Here is a 19,840-nt window from a genome sequence, read left to right on the forward strand (position 1 = left end):
TATTTTGGCAAAAAAATCCCTACAAAACTCTCACTAAGTGCAACAAAATGCATTTGAAATGAAACAAAATGCATTTGTAATGAAACAAAATGTCTTCGTAATGAAACAAAATGTCTTCGAAGTTGACCAAAAGCCTATCGGAGTGAAACACGATGCCTTTTAAGTAAAACAAAGGAGCAAAGCAGTTGTTCAGAAAGGGAACTAGCCGAATCAATAAACCCGCTATTACGCAAAAGCACTGACTGCAATAGTTCTGTCTTTAAGCTCCGTTACAAAGGAAACAAAGGTGTCGATGTCCTTTTTCGTGGTCGCTAATCCGACAGAAACTCTTATTGCGCCTCTCATTTTTTGCAAAGAATTAATCATATCGAAATAATTTCCATTATTGTGGTTACTGAAATAATTGGTTAATTCATCAATGGTAAGGCAGTTATTTGTTTCATCGAGTCCAGGATTGCAGAAACAACCAGAGCGGACCGATATTTTTTTTGAATTGGCTAGTTCTTCAATTTTTTCAAATTGAATTTTAGATCCATCTGGATTATTAAAAGTCATAATCATCGTACCTCCACAATTCTGTCGATCTGATGGTCCAAAAATATTCACTTGACAGATGCCATTCGAATGCTCCAACAATTTCAGGTTGTGGTAAAGGTATGTCATCAGAGAATTTACCCGTTCATTAATTCTTTGCATTCCTATTTCTCGAATATAATCTAAACCTATTTTGATGGCAGGAATCCCTAAATAGTTTACCGTGCCATTTTCAAAGCGTTCGTGGTTTTCGGCCAAATAAAAATAAGGGGTTTTAGCGGAAACCAAATTCACAGTTCCGCCTGCAAACCAACGTTTTTTAAGCTTCTCAAATGATGATTTTTTCACGAGCAAACAACCAATTCCTGTTGGATAACCAAATATTTTATAAAAGGAAACTGAAACGAAATCTGGTTGATGTTCCTTTAAATCCAAAATTGAAGTAGGAACGAAAGCTGCCGCATCAAGGATAACATCCCAACCAAGTTCTTTGGCTATTTTGATATAATTAAGGTTATGTTTAACTCCTGAAACATTAGATTGTGCAGGGAACGCTAATAATTTGTTTTGCGCTTTTGATTCTGATAATTTCGATATAAGTTCGTCATTAGCGATAGAAAGGTCATCAAAATTCACTGGAAAATAAGAATGTGAACCACCATTTCTGCTGCAATATTCTCTGATTCCATTCACTGAATTGTGATTGTCGATACAATAGAGATAATGACCGTTGTTTTCAAAAGGATAACTTTCAGCAACAAGATGCAAAGCCATGGATGCATTTTGGGTAAAAATGCAATAATAATCATCTGCATTAAAAAATTTGATGACTGCTTCACGAGCTTCATCCAACAATTCGGTGGACAACATTGAGGTTGGATTTGTAGAATGAGGGTTGCCAAAGGAATGCTCATCGAGAATGCTAAAATGCTTATCTAATTGACTTTTTGCATATAAATTACCACCCGTAAAGTCTAGATAAACATGGTTGTCTTTGTCTAATCTATGGTATTCTGTTTGGCGCAGTTCATTAAAAAAATCATCATGAGATAATTCATTAATCTCTTGAATATCATGTTTGTAACTTAAATTCAAATTTTCCATATTGATTTTAAATTTATTGATGATGTTCCTCAACTTTAAGAAGTCGGCGAACTGTAAATCCAAAAATTTCGAGGAAGCACTAAAAATCAAATGTACAAAACAAACTTTAAATGAGGAACTTATACATCAATTTCTTAAAACCGCTTTTATTAGCTGCTTTCTTTTAGCTTTCCAGTTTCATTTTCATCATGATATCGGTCTGTTCATCGTCGCCTAATCGGAAAACATGTTTGTCGAAGGCTACAAAACCATTTTTCTTGTAAAAACTTATTGCTCTTGGATTATCTTCCCAAACACCTAACCAAACATATTCTGAAGCTTTCTGTTTCGCAATTTCGATTGCCTTGTCGTAAAGAATTTGGCCAACGCTTTTTCCGTGAAATTCTTTTGCAACGTAGATTCGTTGAATTTCGAGTGCATTTTTGTCTTTCAATTCCGTTTGTGATTCCCCAAAGTTTATTTTCAAATAGCCAATCACTTCATCTTCTAAAATCGCAAAATAAAATTCAGAGTTTTTGTTTTGCAGTTCTGCGGTAAGTTTTTCTTTAGAGAAACTATGTTCTAAATAATTGCACATATTAACTTCAGAATTGGATTCAGAAAAAGTTTCTTCAAAAGTTTTTCGACCAATCTCTTGCAACTTTTCCAAATCGTTTAAAGTTATTCTTCTGGTGATTATATTTTCCATTCTATTTTTTTGCAGATTTTTTCTGAGGTTGCAACTAATGTTAGTTTGTGAAAAGACCTCTCTCATAAATATTACCGAAGGTGAACTTGTCTGAAGCGAAGTCGGAGGATACTTTTTTTTTATAAAGGACTTAGCGATGATTAATTCATACCCGCTTGTAGAAGTATCTTATTATCTGCAGGCAAAATTTAATCTAATTTTTCAGGAATTTGTCCATCTATCCATTGTTCAGCTTGATCTAAAGCTCCTTCAAACGCTTTGGCCTCAAAGCTAATGATGTCCAAAAATGCAAACATTAAAATATGATAATTTTTATCATTAAGTTTTTTTGCAATTTCATCGTTCTCTTGAACTTTACTTAATATTCCTAAAATTTTTAGTTGAGCATTCTTTTTTAATAATTTATCATTTAATAACGAGGCAACCCATATTTTTTGTCCTTCTGGAAATTCTATTAGTAAATATGGTTTTTTATTATATGCCTTTTTTACTTCTAAAACTTTAGCATTGAACGCGTAGAATTATCCCTCAACTTGGTTTAATCTGTTAATTTTATTTAATGAGTCAAATTTATTTACAATCTCACCATCAATATTTGTTGGATAAATTTCATTTTTCGATTGAGAATAAAAAAATGAATTAATTAGTAAAATGAAAATTATTAAAGTTTTATTCACTTTTTTGTTTTTAAATGATATCTGGGAATAGCTTGCCATTAACGGGAAACGTATTCGCGAAGAGCGGGCTACGTTCACTACTGTTTGTAAATATAACAAAAATTTCAATAAACCAAAAACGTTGTAAGGTTCTATTCAGACCCGCTTTTTGCGAATACGATGTTATGCGACGTTTTTTTAAATTACTATAGTGGCAAATTGAAAAAAAGTCAAGTTTGCATTTTTTAGATATTCAGTTAAATTTATAAAATCATTCTTACTTTGCAACTCAAAATAAAATTCGGAAGGATTTATACGATTTGTTAAAGGATTGTTTGTAAGTTTAGGTAATACCCAAACTCGAAATCTTCTAGTTTTAGGATTTAGTCCCTCAAATTTTAATTCCTCCAAGTGTAATATTTTGAATTCAGTCCCTAAATAAAAATCCATTGGATTTATTAATTTTGATTTTAAAATTTCGATATATTTTTCTTCCAAAATTTCGGTAATGTTTACCTTAAATTTTATTCCGTCAACAACATAAATTATTTGATTGTTTTTTTGTCTAACTTTTTTTACTTTTTTTTCAAATTTTCTTTCTTTATAGAATTTGTCAAAAAATTCGATAGCGTTTTTTTCACTGTCACTTGTTATATGAATTTGAGAAAACAAATTCAATGATAAAATTGTTAAAAATAATGTTAGGAGCGGTGTTTTCATAAAATGTCGCATAACTCTCAATTATCAGTAATTGTTTTGCAGGTATCTGTAAATCAATAGGTTTTGCTTACTTTATTTTTTGAAGTACAACATAAGTACAACTTTTTAGACCCTTTTTATTTTACAAATATCTACCGCATAAAAATAGCTAACTGTAGGCATTGGAACGCTATACTTTTTCTGTTTTTTACCCTTGCTTCTTCCTCCGATTTCTCAAACTAATTGCTGTTCTGAATTTTGAAAATGAGTGCTTTCGGTGCGATAGCACCGCATTGCATTACATTGTACAATCTTGTGTATTGCTCATAAAATGAGATAGATAGAACTTTGTAATAGCTATAGCAAAGCATTTATTAACTCTTAAATTTTAAAACAATGGCAAGACAAAAAGGACTTATGAAGTACGTTGGCACTATCGGCGATGTGCGACACTTCAAGATAAAAGGTCAACAAGGATTTTTCGCCGGAATGGTTGGCGGACCAACCGCAGAACAGGTTAATTCCGCACCCGAATTTGAACGTACTCGTGAAAATATGAACGAGTTTGGCGGATGTGCAAGAGCTGGAAAGTCTGTGAGAACAGCACTTTCGGCATTGATGTCAAAAATGGCAGATAGCCAAGTTACAGGTCGATTAACTTCTATAATGAAGAAAATCAATTTGGAAGACGGAACGGAAGCCAGAGGCTACCGTAAGGTCGAAATCTCGACCCAAAGAAATTATTTACTGGGTTTTGAGTTCGATAAAAAGCTTTCCATTAATGGGGTTTTCAATGCTCCGTATGATGTAACCCATATCGCAGGTAGGGAAAGTGCAGATTTTATCATAGCTCCGTTTAATCCAGCCGATTTGATTTCCGCTCCTTCAGGAACCACACATTTCCGATTGATTAACGCTTTGGCGGTGGTTGCCGATTTTGTGTACAACGCAACAACCGGAACTTACGACCCTGATGACATCGTAAACAATGAGCTGAGCATCGTTGAGTATTCGGATTATATCCCTTTGAATACCGCTTATGCAGGCTCTACGTTAACCGCAACACTTCCGGGTGCTCCAACTTTGGGAGTGAATGTAACGGTTATTCAATGCATCGGGATTGAGTTTTTCCAAGAGGTTAACAGCAACTATTACGCTTTAAATTCCGGCAACTGTTTGCGAATTGAAGATGCGTTTTAAGCCAACCCAATCTAAAGCCTTCTTCACAAGAGAAGGCTTTTTTAATTAATTCCAAAAACGATTTTCAAATGAAAGCAAAAATCATAAGAGTTGCCGAAGGCAAACAAAGCACATTGAGCCAGTTGTACATTGATGGTATTTTTCAATGTTATTTGTTGGAAGACAAAATCAGAGCCATCAAAATACCAAAACAAACCGCAATTCCTGCAGGAAACTACACTTTAAGACTGAACATCTGGGGCGGAATGAATGCCGAGTATCGGCAGAAATTCCCGAAGCTTCACAAAGGAATGATTGAAATAAATGGCTTGCCGAATTTCAGTTTTGTGTACATCCACATTGGGAACAATTTCAGACAAACCGCAGGTTGTCCGTTGTGTGGTTTCGGGTTCGATTTCATTGATGGCGATTACCAAATCGTAAGAAGTAAAGATGCTTACCAAATGATTTATCCAAAGCTTTTGAGCATCGCTCAAGGAGCAGAAAATCACATCAGCATCGAGAATAATTTTCAATTTTAAAACCCCGTAACAATGGAAAATGCAATCACATTAAACATCGTGTTCGGCTCTTTGATTAGTATGCTATTGGCGATTGTTGCCTACTTCATTAAACAACTTCATTCCGATTTTAAGAATATGGAAAAGGATTTAACCGAAGTAAAAACGATGGCTTTGCTCATCAAAACAGAGTTCAAAAGCAGTTATAGTATGCTCAATCAAAAAGTAGATTATCTGGAACACCGCGTAAACATTATTGAACAAAACAATTTAAAACATTCAGGCAATGAAAAATAATAATTTAAACTTAGTAGAGCGTGTAAAAGCTCCAACGCCAAAATGGTTCAAAATCGTTAGAGCCATCGGCATCACATTGACCGCCGTAGGCGGTGCAATCTTAACCGCTCCGGTGGCTATTCCTGCCACGATTGTAACCGTTGCAGGGTATTTGGCATTGGGTGGAACCATCGCCACGGCAGTTGCTCAAACCGCTATCCAAGCGGAAGAAAGCAACGATGCCGAAAGTAAAGATGAAACAAAAAAAGCTGAAAAGCCTTAGTAGATAAGGGTTTTAGTAATGGTTAGTTTTTTTAATCCTGTCCTTTGGGCAGGATTTTTTATTTTCTGCACCCGCTTGCAGTATTTTTATAAAACGGTGCTTTTATATTGCCTTTATATGGCTGTCAAAGTGCTAATAACGGTAACTCAGTGGATATGGTAAACGCAAACGAAGGTAGCCCAAACGGCTACCTTTTTAAATGCCTTGAAATATAGATGCGTTTCAGTTCGGAAATTAAAAGGAGCTGTTCGTACATCGCTCTTTCGTTTTGCTCCAGTGCTTTGAACTTTTTTACATCTTGCTGATAGGCTTTTTGTTTTTCCTGTAGATGTGCCATTTGTTCAAAAACGAGATTTTTAAAATCGTTTATTCTGATGAATGGAATAACAGAACCTACAAAGAATTGATGAAAAGATTTTGCTTTCCATAATCCAAACAATATGGTGCGGTACTGGTCTAATTCTTCCGTATTACGGCAGGAAATTACAAAGCAATTTGGGCAAGGTGTATCTAAAGGTTTTCCGCTGTTTAAACCTTTTGAAAGTGCATACAAATCAAATTCTGACTTTTGATTTTTTGGGCTATAGGTGTAGATTTTTGGAGTTTTCATACTATCTGCTTTAAAAATTTTGCTCCGCTCCGCTTCGATGAAATATTTTGAAAAGAAGAAAGAAAAAAAGGGAAAAAAAAGAAAAAAGAAAGCCGTTTTATAGGTGGCGTGGCTAAAAAAGCAAAAGGAAACGGAATAAGTCCCGAAGGGTGGCAAGGCAACGAAAAAACTCGGCGAAGCCACCATAAATGCCTTGCCATTATGCCGTAGTCTTTTGCTTTTTTTTGAGCGTTGGGCTTGTGGAAGCCACCTAAATTTGCTTATTTTTTTTATTTATTGACCGGGTACTGATAACCAAATCTTCTTTTCATTTTCAGCTATCAATCAGGTTTCAATCGAAGAAATTTCTCTTCAGAAATGGTCAATCGGAAACGAAACTTTCTTGTGAAGCGTTGGCAATGGGGCAAACAACTCGCAGGGATAAAAAGGCATATCCAAAACTGTTAGCGGTGGGAAAAAGCAAGTGTATGCGTTTCGCAATACGCTTGCTGTGCGGTGCTGAGGCGGGTGCAAATCAAGCGAAGTGCAATGCAATGGAACTATGCTGTTTGCACCTGCCGGAAGCACTTGGGAAATAATAAACTTATGCCTTTTTATTCCTGCACCGCTGAAATGGGTGGTGGGGAGCGTGGAAAAAAGCGAGGGCAAGGCGTTGGGAAGAAAAAATACGGCTTCCGATACCCGAAAAATATCAGGGTTGGGATTGTGCGTTGGGATATTTTTTCGGGTAGCGGACTATGGCATTGGCTATTTTACATAATGTTATTATAGGACATTTTTGCGTTGGCGTAGTCGCCTACAAGCGTGGGGAAAATGTACTATAATGCCACATTATGTAACTTAGCTTCCACCGATTTGCATACTGGCATAAACGGAACGGTGGTGGTGGTTGGAGTGCAGTGCCTTTTTGCTTTGTTTTTTGGGTGTTGGGACAGCTCTTTGCCACCGCAGGAACGAGGATGGCAATGTGCTGTAGCGCGTTGGCAAAAACAACGCAAAAAGTATGACAGTTGCAAATCGGTGGCAATGCCATAGAAGACAGGCGAAGCGTTGGGCTTGTGCGGTTGGCGCCTGGCTTAAGCCGTATTTTTTCTTGGCGTGGGCAGAGCGTGGGATATTTTACAAGTCCTATAATAAGTCGTAGTAAGGATATGAGGAACTAAGCCATTATCTCTTTAAACACAATAGCAGCTTATAACACAATAGTATTTGTGCATAAAACCAACTTGTATTATTTGTTATATTGTCATATTTTTATTAAGCAAAAAAAGTTACCTTTGCAGTAAGAAATGGCACAGTTAGATTACATAAAAGAGATAGCGAAATATGGTCTGGAAAACGACCAGGAACGTTTATTGTCTGTGCTGAACGAATTAATTGAGCATTCAAAAAAAACAAAGAAACTCAATTTCGCCATTCAACTCCAATCCATTTTAAAAGATAGCTTAAGACTTCAAAAGTCAAATGGATTAACAAAAGTTGGTTCAGAAACTCATCTTAATAGAATTGAAGACAAAGAGTTATCTGAACTTATTTTAGAGAAAATCACTTCTGATTATTCATTAGATAATATCATTGCCAACGAAAAGATATATACTGAACTGAAGTTTTTTATTGAGGAACACCATAAGATAGAAATCTTACAACAGTTTGATTTACCAGTTTCTAATAAATTGCTTTTGTACGGACCTTCGGGTTGCGGAAAAACTCTTGCTTCCTATGTTATTGCAGGCGAATTAGATAAAATGATGGTGGTTATTAATTTAGGAGCTATTGTTTCTTCTAAATTAGGCGAGACCAGTAAAAACCTATCTAAAATATTTAAAAAAGCAGCTACAGAAGATTGTATTATTTTTCTTGATGAATTTGATAGTTTAGGTAAAGTAAGAGATTATAGCCAAGACCACGGCGAAATGAAACGTGTTGTTAATACAATACTCCAATTGTTTGATTACCTTCCTCAAACTAGCATTGTTATCGCAGCAACAAATCAAAAAGATATGTTGGATGATGCTTTGTTAAGAAGATTTGATAACATCATTGGATTTGAATTGCCGAATGAAGCTGATATTAAAAAGCTAATTGAATTAACATTGAAAAATGGCAATTTTAAATTCGATAATAAAGCTGCTGCTAACAGAATTATTAAACAATCTATTGGTTTATCTTATTACAGCATTCAAAAAACCTTGATTACTGCTATCAAAAGAACATTATTTGCTTCTGCAGCACCTAAGAATATACTTTCCGCTCAAATCAATACGAGTATTTGGAAAACACTTGTTGAAACTGAAAAACATTCTTTAAACGTCTAATTCATCAGCTTCAAGTCCTGCATCAATATCAAGTTCTTGTATTACCTCAAGTTGGTTTATTAATTGAATTTCATCGTACAATTTCCCTGAATTATTTTTGATTGTTTCCTCTATAGATAAAACTATTGAGAAAGGAAATTCTGTAGGATAATCTTCTGGTAAACCACCTACCACCTGTTCAGATAATTTAGCGTGAACAGCTAACTTGAAAGTATTTCCTTCATTATTCAAATCATCTACATTTACATTCAGAAATATTTTTTGAGTATTAGAATACGGCAATGGCTTTGATACATACCTGCCATTTTCCGACCAAGATAATGTTGTTTTTAGTTTTGACTTCAGTTCTTCATCGGGCTTCATAATATCATCAGCAGAATGGTTTTTGAAGATACTAAATGCCATATGAATTGGATTATAGGACAGCTGATTATTTTTAATCGGCAAAAATTTGAAGCACATTGTAGCGGTAACTTTCAAGATGCCTCGTTTTTTACCCAAATCATCTTCAATTAAGTATTTCGGAAAATTGATAGGATAAATTCTAATATTGCCATTTCCAATAACATCCTCCAATATCAACGTTGCAGAGTTCTCATCAGAATATAAACTTTTCAAATCGTCAACTAAACCGTTGCCAATTACTCTGTTTCTCAACTTTGATACGTCTGTTGCAAAAGGTATTAAGTTTAATGATGCTCCATTAATTATAAGTGCTTTTACACTTTCATTAGATAAAGCAGGATAATTTTTTATAATTTTTGCTGCAAGATTAGCTGTTAAAGGAGCGGCGAAACTTGTACCCACTTCCTGCATAATACCAATCTCTGGTCGAGCCGATAATAATGTTAATGCAGGCTCGTCCATCCAATCTAAAGTATTAGCATTGTAATATCCCATATCGCCACCACTTTCAATTACATCGGGCTTGAAGTAGTTTTTATTTGTTTTCTTGGGATTGTAAATCACTGACAAATCAATATGCCCTTTTCTGGTGTAGAGTGTTGGAAATTCACGACCTGATGCGATGCCTAAAAATGCACCATCTTTTAAATTATCAGCTGCTGCACCAATGGTAACATTGTTCATACTATCAGCAGGTGTTGATAGATTAGTATGGTCGCCGTGGAAATAAGACAAATCATAACTTGTATTTTCATTAATACAATTTTCATTGTTACCTGTACAAATAAAAATCAAGCTGTTTGTTTCGTAAGCGAATTTATCTAAGGAATAAGTATAATCAGAAAATGTTTCATTCTTATACATAAAGCTACTGTAGCAAGTTGTTAAGGTAAATAATCTGATTTCAGGATATTTAGCTTTGACATCATATAACATATTCAATAAATCAATCTCTGAAATATAACCACTTCCATTATCACTTATTTTTATAGAAAGCAACCTTGCATCTGCCGTTACTTCATTTTCAAAATTATTTCTGTGATTAAGTCTTCCCAAAGCTACTAATCCGGCTACGGCTGTTCCGTGACCTAATCTATTTCTACCTGCCTGGTCAATTAAAGGACTTCCTGCAAGTGTAAAAGTTGTATCGTCGATAATTAATGGAGCTAAAGCAGTTTGTTGAGCAATACCAGTATCAATAATCCCAACAATTGGTAAATCATCGCCAGCATTTTGAATATCGAAACCAAACTGACGTTGAACCGTATTAAATTCTCCTGGTCTAATTGTGGTAAATGCAGAACTTGTAACACTTTCAATTATATCAAAGTTTTGGATAATCTTTTGAATTTGTTCGGGTGTTGGGTTTTGTAATTCAATTCTATCATTTTCGACATCGTGCTTATACACTATACCTGAGCTTTCAATATACACAATTAATGACTGTACGAGCTGTTGTTTTACCGCTTCGTCTAATGGTAAATCTATTAAGGATAAGTAAACAATTTCTCCAATATTTTCCAGTCTAACTTTCAGTATATCATTTGCTTTTAGCAATTTAAATCCTGAAATATATTTGACGTAGTTAGAGTATTTTACATTTTGATTGTTATCTAATGCGTGCAAAATAAAATTATTGACGTTTGTGATAAAGGTTTGAAACTTATCACGGTCAACTACTGCAAATAATCCTTTTTTAGCAAAATCATAAAAGGCTGTTGCTTCTAAACCAAAATCATTATAATAATCCTGAAAATATTTATTGATAACAAATTGGTCTTGAAAAGCAATCTTTACATAATCTATATCATACGGAATATCTAAGGTAGTATCTTTCAGATTGTTTTTCTCTTCTACATCGGCAGTAAATCTCGTAATATCTGCTCTTAAAGATGTAGCCAGTCTAAAATAGTTTTTAGGTGCTGCGTCTTCATCGTCTTTATTACTATCAAAGCCATAATTATATTTGAAATCTTTGATTTCAGATAGTTGTTTTTCGCTTAAGAATTTAAGGTGAGATTTATTTGCCATTAATTTAGGTTATTTGTTTCAGACGCATTTCAATATACAAATAATATCAAAATGACCATTTTGCTAAGATGTAAAGATAATAAAAGCATTTTAGTGTACGATTACGTGAAACAAAAAAGTAAGTAGGATAACTATATTTCCGCAAAACATATTTTTTGTATTTCTACGAAATACAAAAACCGATTTATCGGGATGATAGCAAGCAAAGCAACGAAGTGCTTGTTTCCATTTGCACCGAAAAGGTGCAAAGTGGCTTGTTTTTTATCGGAGATAAAAAATAAAAAATCTTTTTGCTCAAAAAAGGTTATCCTACTTATCCTCTTTAATTAAGGTAATGAGGTGCAGAATGCACCGAAATTCTAAGAGAAAGCGGAGCTTTAGAAAATATTTTTTTTGCCGAAGGCAAAACCGCTAAAGCAATACAGTGCAAAATCCTACTGTAAGTAGGATAAGTACATTCTGCCAAAAAGATTGTTTTTTATTTCGTAGAAATGAAAAACGGATTTATCTGATTAAAATAATGCAAAACAGTAAACCGTAGGTTTTCGTTTGCACTTAAAGGATTTGTTTTGGCTCGTTTTTTAGCGAAGCTAAAAAATGATAAATGTTTCTGTTTAAAAATGCTTATCCTACTTATCCACGCTAACCAATGAAAAAAGGTGCAGAATGCACCTTTAAGAATTATCAAATCTGAACTTGGATTGCTCCGATGGTTTTGGTTGTTCGGGTGGTGGTTCTTTTTCCCGGTTTTTATTCTCGACTTCGTCCCAAGTTAGTTCCCGAACTGCATACACGTAACCGTTCTTTTTGGATAGTCGCAAATAGCCGTGTTTCTTTAAGGCTTTGCCCAGTTTCATTACTGTTCCGTCTGTGATGTTCAGTTTTGCTTTGTCTGCTAATTTGGCTCCTATCTGTGAGGTGTTGAGGAAAGCGTTTGCGGTATCTCTGTCTGCTAAATCGAACCAGGTTAATAGCAATTCTTCTTCAGGACTTCGGATTTGGTATTGCTCGTTGTTGGCGTTGATTTCCTTGATTTCTTCCTGGTTGAACCAATAGCGAAAATCTTCTTTATACAGTTGCTTTGCCTGTGCATAAGCCAAATTAATATCAATGTTGTGGGTGTATTCGATATGCTCTACTTCAAAGCATAGAAAACGGCGTGAGCCGGTTGTATCGTTGAGGAATTGGGCAGTGTTTACACTGCCTGCAAAGGAAGCCCTGCGTGGCAGGCTTTCATTGTTATGGCCGTAGGCTTTTCGCATACGGATGTGCGTTTTTGTGATTAATTCTTTGAGCGTGCCTATTTCGGTACGGTTCAGATTTTCTAATTCATCCAGATTGATGAGCATACATTCTGCCAAGTGGATTAAAGTGTCTTTGTTGTTGGGATTTATCGTTCCCGAAAACATATAATCTTTCAAAGGTTTTGGGATGAGTTTTTCTATCCACGTTGTTTTTCCTACGCCTTGTTTTCCGCTGAAAACGATTACCGTTTGATTAATGGCTTTTTCGTTGGTAACGCAGGCTACCATCGCCACAAACCATTTTTTGAAACAAATCTGCCATAATTCTTGCTTTGTGGTGGTTATGGTATTGGCAAGGTTTAGAATGTGGTCGGTTTCATCTTCGTTGGTTTTTAAATCATCAAAATAATCTTTGAAAGGGTCGTATTGCTGGCAATAATCGGAATGCAATAAATTGCGAAGCGTATTGATATTGCATTTTACTTTTGCCTTCATAATCTCCCGCAGGATTGAGTTTTCAACGAAATCCGTTACAGGTTTCCAAAGCGTAGCTTTGATTGCTTTATACTCCAATTTTCCGGTAACGATGTTATAGCGAAAGCTATAACGGAAGTTTAAAAAGTTCTCTAAACGGTCGATGAAACTGGGTTTTTCTTCTTCCTCACCCTCTTCTCCCTCTCCAAAGGAGAGGGATGAATTATTTTGGTTGTTAGATGATTTTTCACTTTTAGATGGCTCGGAAATTTCGCCTTTAGGCGAAATGGATGCGTTGTTTTTGTTGTGTTCTACCACATTTTTATACGCACTGTTTACGGTGGTCATTACTTCCTGTGCATCATAATTGTAATCGGACAAAATAAAGCCCATTGACGTAGGCAATGGTACGCCTTTTCGGTTGAGATTGCAGGCTAATAAATGAACAAAATTATTCCTGTTACCGTTGATGTAACTTTCTTTTTTCTCTGTAAAACGAACGCAATGCTCGTAGATAGGTAGGAAGTCGGAAGATGGATGCTGGAAGTTTAGTGAGCTAAAATCTTCGATTTTAGGCTCGTCGATTGCTTCTGAATTTTGCTCAATGAATGGTCGCAAATCTTCTGTAGAAATAATCGGGAAAACGCTTGCGTTTTCATTCAGAAATAAATCGGTGTCGAAAGACACGAAACAAAGGCGTGTAACGTCTTTGCCCGATTTGTCTATTGGCAAAGCCAATAGTTCTTCATAGTATTTTTGCAAAGCCAAAAAAGCATCTTTATGATTTTCCTGCGATGAATTTACTCTTACAAAAATCTTTAAACCATTTCCCGATGGGCTTGTGAACGAGGCAAAGGTATAAGGCGATTGGCTTGCCAATGCTTTAGCATTGGTCAATTGTTCTTTAGACAATTTGTCAATATCCAACACGACCATTTGCGTGTAGGCTGTGATAAATTCTAACTTTCTACCGCCTTTAAAGCACGCCGAAGGCGTGAAAGCGGGCAAAGATTTCTTTGCCCTTTCGTAAGCTTCCATCTTGCTTTCTGCCAACGACTTTCTTAAATAGGTAATCACGTTTTTGTATTTACCTGTTTTGATGTCTTCCAATACCTCAATGATTTTTTGGTTTTGCACCACTTCATTGAAGTTTTTAAAAATACTTACTATCATAACTTTTCATTTTTAGAATTAATAAAACCCTTACTGGCACTACTTCTTAGCGAAAGATTTGTTGTAATGTTCGTTCAAGAGTTTTTCTACATCTGAAAGTTTGTAGTAGATTTTGTTGCCGACTTGTGAGAAAGAAATACGTCCTTCATCTCTCCAGGTTTGAGCGGTGCGTTTGGAAATTTTCATCAGGATAAGAAATTCCTGGTTGTCTAAAAAAGTATCTTTCTTAGGTTCGTTTTTGGCGTTGAGACGTGTAGTGATTTCGTCTAACCTTGATACCAATTCTGCGTATTGGTCTTTGCTTAAGATAATTGCTTCCATTTGTCAATAATTTTATGATTATGGAAGCAAAGGAATGCAATGGCTGAAAGTCAAAAAGTCCCGAAATGGTCTTTCGGGACAAGATTTATTTACAGTAATTTGTCGATGTCTATTCGCTTGTGAGGTTTGGGGCGTTTATCGGTCTTTGATGGTGTGAGCATTGTTTTTACGCTTTCGGGACTTAAATCTCGTCCATCTTTATCCGTAAAGCTATTTACAATTACTAAAGCGATGTCATTAATATTACCATCAATAATCGGTTTTCCATCTACAAATAATTCTCTGTGGAGCTGGTAAAATATATCGACCAACTGATTGATATTGCAATTTATTTTAAGTTTATTAAACGGTAATCCGTTTGTATTCTTCTGCATCTGCTCTTTAGAAAATTCATCGGTTAAACGAATGAGATGTTGGATTTGGTCTATCTCTTTTTGACACTGGTCTGAGTAATCGGGTAATTTTGGATTAATAAAATCTATGCTTGCTTGTTCAAAATCAAACTTTTCTTTGGTTAATAACATTATTTTATCGGTATAGCTTTCCATACCATTTACTGTATTTTTTATTTCTCTGAAAGAAAAATATCTTTCTTCGCATTCTGCATTAATGTACTGCATTGGTGGTTTTATCTTTGTGTGTCTTCTACGTAGTATTTCTAATTCTTTCCGCTTGCTTTCAATAATGGTATAGCATTTTATCATCCTACCTTGGTTATCAGATAATGTGAAAACTTTTTCATTAATAGAGATAAGTTTTTCTGTTTTATTCAGCCATTTGATAGGGTCGGAAATAAAATTACAATGGTGGGTAAAAAACTCCGGTAAATGTGCATAAGGGATGTTCAATAATTTATCCATTATTGCTGTACAATAAGTTGTATTATCTGTGATATTTTCCTGCAAAATATCAAATAAAACATTTTCCGATTGTTCTTTTGGAACTGCTGTATGTTCGGTAAATTGAACTGTATTTATGGTTGGTATTTCGTTTTTCATAAGTGGTGTTTAAAATTTCATCCGTTGTATGCGTACAGCATTTAAAATTGCCAATAATGCCACACCTACATCGGCAAAAACGGCTTCCCACATGGTTGCTAAACCACCTGCTCCGAGTACTAAAACGATTGCTTTTACTGCAAATGCTAAAATGATATTTTGCCAAACTATTTTTTTAGTTTGCTTACCGATGTTGATTGCCATTGGGATTTTGCTCGGTTTATCGTCTTGAATTACCACATCGGCAGTTTCTATGGTGGCATCACTTCCTAGACCGCCCATTGCAATACCTACATCGCTCAAAGCCACTACTGGTGCGTCGTTCACGCCATCGCCTACGAAGGCTACGGTTTCGTTTTGGGCTTTTATTTCTTTTACTTTATTTACTTTGTCTTCGGGTAGTAAATCGCCAAAGGCATTATTAATTCCTAATTTATCGGCAACAAATTTTACTACGGTGCTTTTGTCTCCGCTCAACATTGTGGTTTTTACGCCTAATGCTTTCAGTTTGTCAATTGTTAGCTCTGCATCTTCTTTGATGCTGTCTGCAATGGTAATATATCCTGCAAATTTCCCATCGTAAGCAATGGCAATTAGGGTGTAAACAATTGTGGTTGGGTCTAAATCATAATTGATGTTGAATTTATCCATCAACTTAAAATTTCCGACCAATAATTCTTTTCCGTTTACATTGGCTTTCAATCCGTGACCTGCGATTTCTTCGGTATTTCCTAACCTTATTGAGCTGTCAATTTCGCCTACGTATTGATGAATAGCTGTTGCGACCGGATGTGTACTTTGGCTTTCTAAAGCGTTGACCATTTTCAGTATTTCGTCTTTATTAAATTCAGATTTTAATACCACTTCTTGTACCTTGAAAACACCCTCGGTCATTGTTCCCGTTTTGTCCATCACTACGTTTTTAATATCGGCAATGGCATCTAAAAAGTTGCTTCCTTTAAACAAAATTCCGTTCTTGGAAGCAGCTCCAATTCCTCCAAAATAACCTAAAGGAATACTGATGACCAAAGCACACGGACAAGAAATAACCAAGAATACCAACGCTCTGTACAACCATTGACTAAACAAATAATTATCAACAAAAAAGTAAGGAACTACGGTAATTAGCACTGCCAACAACACGACAATTGGTGTGTAAATTTTTGCGAATTTTCGGATGAATAATTCTGTCGGTGCTTTTTGTGCGGTGGCATTTTGTACCAATTCCAAAATTTTAGAAAGTTTGCTGTCAGTATAAGCAGTGGTTACTTTCACCTGTGCAACGGTGTTTAAATTTATCATTCCTGCCAATACGGTTTCGCCTTTGGTTTTGGTGTCGGGCTTGCTTTCTCCGGTCAATGCGGCGGTGTTGAAAGAGGCGGTTTCGGATAATAATTCGCCATCTAATCCTAATTTTTCTCCTGGCTTTAATTGGATGACATTGCCGATGTTTACTGTTTCAGCTTTTACCGTTTTTGCCTGATTGTTTTCTAAAATTGTTACTTCATCGGGTCTTTGGTCGAGCAAGGTTTTAATATTGGCTTTAGCTCTTGTTACAGCCAATGTTTGGAACACTTCGCCAACGGCATAAAACAACATTACGGCAACACCTTCGGGATATTCGCCAATGGCAAAAGCTCCGATGGTGGCAATGCTCATTAATAAAAATTCTGAAAACACATCGCCTTTTCTAATGCTTTCAAATGCTTCTTTAATTACGGGAAATCCTACAGGTGCATACGCTACCACATACCAAACAATTCGAACCCAACCAGTAAACCAAGATTGAGGAAGCCAATTATCTAAAGCAATTGCAATCATCAATAATGCGAAACTGATGATGGCTGGTAAAAACATTTGAAAGGTAGATTTATCGCTACTTCCGTGGTTGTGCCCATCGTCATCGGTGTGTTCGTGGTTGTGCCCATCATCGTCGGTATGTTTTTCCAATAGCTTTTTTGCATTGGCATCGGTATATATTTTTTCTTCTTGTGGGGTGCAACAAAGCTGTTTGCCTTGTGCATCATATTTATGTTTGTGTTCCATTATTTTAATATTTTAGATTAAGTTTAAATGTTTTGCTTAGAAAATTCTGACAAGGATATTGAACAGAAAAAAAGCTACATTTCATAATACAAACCTTTATCTTCTTTTGCAGGCACGTCTTTTTCTCCCATCATTTGAAGGATATTGATTTCTATTGTTTGCGCAATAGAGGTCATTGGCGTATCTACAGGACTGTTCTCAAAAGGGTCTTGCATAATGATAGCTGTTTTTTCTACCGCAATAAATAACAAGGGAATAATAATAGATATTGCTATTTCTGTGACGAATTGATTATGATTTAAACTAAAAGGCAAAATGGCTGTAAAAGCGTAAATCAAAATATGCAGTATTAGACTATAAGAACGTGGGAAAACAGTGTTTTTAATCCGCTCGCACTTGCCCATACTGTCGCAAAGACGGCTTACTATATCATTTAATTGCAGTTGCTGAAAGTCGGATATTTTTGCTTCTGTTTTCAACTGACCTATCTGATGAGAATGTTCATCTAATAGAGCATTGGGAAGATTTACAGCATTGATATTGTGAAATTTCACATAAGCTTCTACTTTCGGGGAAAGCGGAACTTTTCTCAAAGTTTCTCCCAAAGCGTTTACAAAGATAATTTGTCGTTCGGCAAATTTTTTCTTTTCTACACTTTCATTTTCGGGTAAAAACTGCAATACGGTTCTTGTAAGCGTTCGGCTATCATTTACGATGGCGCCCCAAATTGTTCTTGCTTCCCACCATCTTTCATAAGATTGTGATGTTCTGAATGCCAATAGAATAGTAACAATAGTACCTAATAGTGTAAGAATATTCAAAGGTATATCGATGCCTTTAAATTCGGGACGCAAGTGAAGAAATCCGACCGCTAAAGCAAATGTTATCACAAAAAGTATTTGCCACTTTATATTATTGACAAAGTACAGAATTGATATTTTACGGTTTAGTAACATAATAATTTTTTATTAAGTGAATAATTGTAATTTTCCTTATTTAATGTCCGTGCCCACCTGTATTGCTCAGTTTTGCGTTTACAAAAAATGCTCCTTTTACCACTACTTTTGCATCGGCAGGAATTTCATTTACAAAAGTTACTGCGGTATAACCCATATCAGATACGCCTTTCAGCACTTCAACTTTTTCAAAATTCTTACTGGTTTTATCTTCTTTGTGGTCTTTTTCTTCTTCCTCTTTATGACCGCCTTCTTCTTCGCCTTCTTCGTGATGTTCATCTGCTTTTTTATCGGTTTGTACAAACACATAGAATTTTCCATCGGCGTTTACAATGGCATCATTGGGTACTGCAGGTGTCGTTACATTATTAAGACTTACAATTCCTGTGATGTTCATCCCATCAATTAATCCACTTTTATTGCCATTTACTCGACAGTGTACCGCAATGGTTTTACTCTCGTTTTCAAATGATGAACCAATACTGAAAACCGTAGCATCATACTCGGTTGTAGGATTATTGGTTAATGTAAAATGAATGGTTTGTCCCACTTTTACTTGTGGTAAATCTTTCTCGAAAACCTGCAAATCCAAATGCAAGGAACTGTTATCTACAATTTCTATAACCGGTGAAGATACGTCTGCATAGCTTCCGATTTTGGCAAAAACGTTGCTAACTGTACCATTCAGCGGACTGGTAACAACCAAAGCCGATTTTAAATTACCGTTTGATAAAGAACCGGGATTAATACCCATTAATTGTATCTGTTGTTGCAAAGATGCTCTTCTGGTGCGTAAACCATTGAGCTCTGCTGTGGCACTTTGCAAATTTTTACCCGCACCTGCATTGCCTTGGTTCAGCTCTTTTTGTCTTGCCAACTCTTGTTCTGCAAAGGTTATTCTGCTTGCTGTACTTAGATATTCTTCTTGCAATTGTATAAACTGCGGATTGGCAATTGTGGCAATTACTTGTCCTTTTCTTACATAATCTCCAATTTGAACTTTTAGCGTTTTTATTACACCGCCATACAAAGAAGTTGCATTGGCTTTGTTGTTATTGGGCACTTTCAGCAAACCGTTTGCACGGATGGTTGCCGTTAATTCTTTTTGCTCGATTGCACCTAATTCTATACCTACCGTTTTTATTTGTTCTTCGGTAAGTGTGGCAATGGTTGGGGCTTCTTCTTCGTGAGGAGCTTCAGCTTTTTCGGTTGCTTTTGCTTCTGTAGCCTGACCTTCTTTTTGTTTATCGTTTTTACAAGCGGAAAAAGTAAATATTAAAACAATTATCGCTGTGATAGACGTGATTTTATTTATATTGAATTTCAT

16 protein-coding genes are annotated in these 19,840 nt (G+C 35.7%); 5 read left to right on the top strand and 11 right to left on the bottom strand.

What is annotated here, in order from left to right; all coding sequences use genetic code 11:
• Window positions 1-225: 225 nt before the first annotated feature.
• The 3 genes from BW932_RS04800 to BW932_RS04815 all read right to left on the bottom strand — a co-directional run bounded on the left by BW932_RS04800 (window position 226) and on the right by BW932_RS04815 (window position 3,702).
• Window positions 226-1,638: an aminotransferase class V-fold PLP-dependent enzyme gene (locus BW932_RS04800; RefSeq protein ID WP_076386017.1), complete on the bottom strand. Its 1,413-nt coding sequence runs from the start codon at window positions 1,636-1,638 to the stop codon at window positions 226-228.
• A gap of 163 nt (window positions 1,639-1,801) precedes the next feature.
• The gene (locus BW932_RS04805; protein ID WP_076385907.1) at window positions 1,802-2,326 is read right to left on the bottom strand and encodes a GNAT family N-acetyltransferase; all 525 of its coding nucleotides are present in this window, start codon (window positions 2,324-2,326) and stop codon (window positions 1,802-1,804) included.
• An 854-nt stretch (window positions 2,327-3,180) separates the two neighbouring features.
• Window positions 3,181-3,702 (bottom strand): hypothetical protein, encoded by a 522-nt coding sequence (locus BW932_RS04815; protein ID WP_076385911.1) that lies wholly within the window; start codon window positions 3,700-3,702, stop codon window positions 3,181-3,183.
• Window positions 3,703-4,077: 375 nt separating this feature from the next.
• Between BW932_RS04815 and BW932_RS04820 the strand changes: the two genes are divergently transcribed.
• From BW932_RS04820 to BW932_RS04835, 4 genes are all read left to right on the top strand, one after another.
• Window positions 4,078-4,881 (top strand): hypothetical protein, encoded by an 804-nt coding sequence (locus tag BW932_RS04820; protein ID WP_076385913.1) that lies wholly within the window; start codon window positions 4,078-4,080, stop codon window positions 4,879-4,881.
• A gap of 68 nt (window positions 4,882-4,949) precedes the next feature.
• Window positions 4,950-5,402, top strand: a complete 453-nt coding sequence (locus BW932_RS04825) for a DUF5675 family protein (RefSeq protein ID WP_076385915.1) — start codon at window positions 4,950-4,952, stop codon at window positions 5,400-5,402.
• A gap of 12 nt (window positions 5,403-5,414) precedes the next feature.
• Window positions 5,415-5,678 (top strand): hypothetical protein, encoded by a 264-nt coding sequence (locus BW932_RS04830; RefSeq protein WP_076385917.1) that lies wholly within the window; start codon window positions 5,415-5,417, stop codon window positions 5,676-5,678.
• The gene (locus BW932_RS04835; RefSeq protein WP_076385919.1) at window positions 5,668-5,940 is read left to right on the top strand and encodes a hypothetical protein; all 273 of its coding nucleotides are present in this window, start codon (window positions 5,668-5,670) and stop codon (window positions 5,938-5,940) included. Before BW932_RS04830 ends, BW932_RS04835 begins: the two co-directional genes overlap by 11 nt.
• A 187-nt stretch (window positions 5,941-6,127) precedes the next feature.
• On the opposite strand, the gene BW932_RS04840 is transcribed toward BW932_RS04835, so the two are convergent.
• A complete protein-coding gene (locus tag BW932_RS04840) occupies window positions 6,128-6,550 on the bottom strand; it encodes a DUF6943 family protein (RefSeq protein ID WP_076386019.1) in 423 nt (140 codons plus the stop codon).
• Between the two features lie 1,289 nt (window positions 6,551-7,839).
• Here BW932_RS04840 and BW932_RS04860 point away from each other — a divergent pair.
• Complete coding sequence (locus tag BW932_RS04860; RefSeq protein ID WP_076385927.1) at window positions 7,840-8,865, top strand: AAA family ATPase; 1,026 nt, start codon at window positions 7,840-7,842, stop codon at window positions 8,863-8,865.
• On the opposite strand, the gene BW932_RS04865 is transcribed toward BW932_RS04860, so the two are convergent.
• From BW932_RS04865 to BW932_RS04895, 7 genes are all read right to left on the bottom strand, one after another.
• The gene (locus BW932_RS04865; RefSeq protein ID WP_076385929.1) at window positions 8,854-11,301 is read right to left on the bottom strand and encodes a S8 family peptidase; all 2,448 of its coding nucleotides are present in this window, start codon (window positions 11,299-11,301) and stop codon (window positions 8,854-8,856) included. The genes BW932_RS04860 and BW932_RS04865 overlap by 12 nt on opposite strands.
• 674 nt (window positions 11,302-11,975) lie before the next feature.
• On the bottom strand, window positions 11,976-14,192 hold the full coding sequence (locus BW932_RS04870; protein ID WP_076385931.1) for a VapE domain-containing protein: 2,217 nt from the start codon (window positions 14,190-14,192) through the stop codon (window positions 11,976-11,978).
• 39 nt (window positions 14,193-14,231) lie between these two features.
• The gene (locus BW932_RS04875) at window positions 14,232-14,513 is read right to left on the bottom strand and encodes a helix-turn-helix domain-containing protein (protein WP_076385933.1); all 282 of its coding nucleotides are present in this window, start codon (window positions 14,511-14,513) and stop codon (window positions 14,232-14,234) included.
• An 89-nt stretch (window positions 14,514-14,602) separates the two neighbouring features.
• Window positions 14,603-15,511: a hypothetical protein gene (locus BW932_RS04880; RefSeq protein WP_076385935.1), complete on the bottom strand. Its 909-nt coding sequence runs from the start codon at window positions 15,509-15,511 to the stop codon at window positions 14,603-14,605.
• A gap of 9 nt (window positions 15,512-15,520) precedes the next feature.
• Window positions 15,521-17,557 carry a heavy metal translocating P-type ATPase gene (locus BW932_RS04885; RefSeq protein ID WP_076385937.1) on the bottom strand — a complete coding sequence of 679 codons (2,037 nt, stop codon included), beginning with the start codon at window positions 17,555-17,557 and terminating at the stop codon, window positions 15,521-15,523.
• A 74-nt stretch (window positions 17,558-17,631) separates the two neighbouring features.
• On the bottom strand, window positions 17,632-18,513 hold the full coding sequence (locus tag BW932_RS04890; protein WP_076385939.1) for a bestrophin family protein: 882 nt from the start codon (window positions 18,511-18,513) through the stop codon (window positions 17,632-17,634).
• Window positions 18,514-18,553: 40 nt separating this feature from the next.
• Entirely contained in the window at window positions 18,554-19,840 is a 1,287-nt protein-coding gene (locus BW932_RS04895; RefSeq protein WP_076385941.1) for an efflux RND transporter periplasmic adaptor subunit, read from the bottom strand.

This window comes from Kaistella chaponensis, from assembly GCF_900156725.1.
GTDB lineage: Bacteria > Bacteroidota > Bacteroidia > Flavobacteriales > Weeksellaceae > Kaistella > Kaistella chaponensis.